Annotated in this window: 1 protein-coding gene and 1 pseudogene; both read right to left on the bottom strand. The window is 56.5% G+C overall.

All coding sequences use genetic code 11. The features are described 5' to 3' along the window. Positions 1–622, bottom strand: a pseudogene (locus HA46_RS21230) (Y-family DNA polymerase); the annotation flags it as partial. A gap of 1 nt (position 623) precedes the next feature. Beyond that, entirely contained in the window at positions 624–1064 is a 441-nt protein-coding gene (gene umuD / locus HA46_RS20580; protein WP_048787009.1) for a translesion error-prone DNA polymerase V autoproteolytic subunit, read from the bottom strand. Positions 1065–1417 lie beyond the last annotated feature (353 nt).

Genomic DNA, 1417 nt, shown 5'->3' with positions numbered 1-1417 from the left:
CGTGCCAGGTCAAGCGCCGTTGTCACGCCGAGCAGCTGCAGGCGTTTTTCAAGCCGGGAACCTACGCCCCAGAGTTCACCCACGGGCTGTCGCGACAGCAGCGTTTCGGTCCGCCTCGGATTCCCCGGCGTGAGCGCCAGCACCCCGCCAAACTGGGGCCATTCTTTTCCGGCCCACTGTGCCGACTTCGCCAGGGTCTTCGTTGGACCAAGTCCGACGCCGACGGTCAGGCCTGTGCAGGCCCTGACGTGCGACCGGATCATGCGGCCAAAGTCCTCGTACGGCATAGCCATTTCCATACCCGTGCAGTCACAGAACCCTTCGTCAACCGAATATACCTCCAGACGCGGCACCATCTCCTCGATGCAGGACATCACCCGCGTACTCATTGAGTGGTACAAGGCGTAATTACTTGAGATATATGAATCTTTTCAGGGAATTGCTGGTTCTTTATCTTGAACCACGGATCGCCCATTTTCACGTACTTTTTGGCTTCCTTGCTACGCGCGATAACGCAGCCGTCGTTATTCGACAGGATGGCCACCGGCGCATTTTTCAGGTCGGGCCGGAATACCTTCTCCGCGCTGGCGTAAAAGCTGTTCACATCAATCAGGCCAAACATGTCAGTTCCTTTTGCGGGGGGTATGCACGAAGTGCACCACTACGCCGAAGATCTCAAGCGTGTCCGGGTCCGGAATAATGACGGGCCAGGCGGGATTCATGGGCTGCAGAACGGGCCCCTTCGGCGTAAGCAAAAGGCGCTTTACCGTGAATTCGCCGTAAAGCTCGGCGATAACCACGTCGTTGTGCTCCGGCGTCAGGGAGCGATCGACAATAAGCAGGTCGCCGTCGTACAGGCCAATGTCCTGCATGCTGTTGCCCTGCGCGCGCAGGAAAAAGGTGCTTGCCCGGTGGGCTATAAGATATTCATTGAGATCGAGCTCCTGTTCCGCGTAGTCCTGACAGGGTGAGGGAAACCCGCAGGGCACACGTTCCAGGAAAAGAGGCCTGAAGCTGGGCGGCGGATTGTCCGCCGGGTGCATCAACTCAAAGGCGTTAAACATAGCTAAAATCCCTGTTAAAGCGCTGTATGTATTTACAGTATTATTAGCTGGCTTCCTGATACGCGCAAGAAGTCGCTTGATCCTCACCGTCGGGAAGAAAATACAGCCATTGATTTATAAAGATTTACAGCGAAACGACAGCTCATAAATTAACCGTTTGTTTGCATGCACCATCGGGAAAGGGCTGCAGATGTTTATCCACAGCTTTACGCGCGGGATGTGCAGGGAAGATGTGGATAAGGGCCCCCTTCGGCTCCCCTGATCGGGTCGTCAGCCCCATTCAGCTAACCGGCAGAGCCGGTAAGCTTCACCGGACCGCGCGACGCGTTCCGGGCCTGCCGGCTGGGGTCTGA

This window comes from Pantoea septica (assembly GCF_002095575.1).
GTDB classification, from domain to species: domain Bacteria; phylum Pseudomonadota; class Gammaproteobacteria; order Enterobacterales; family Enterobacteriaceae; genus Pantoea; species Pantoea septica.
Note: the sequence above shows the minus strand (reverse complement) of the source record. Positions and strands in the feature narration are given on the sequence as shown.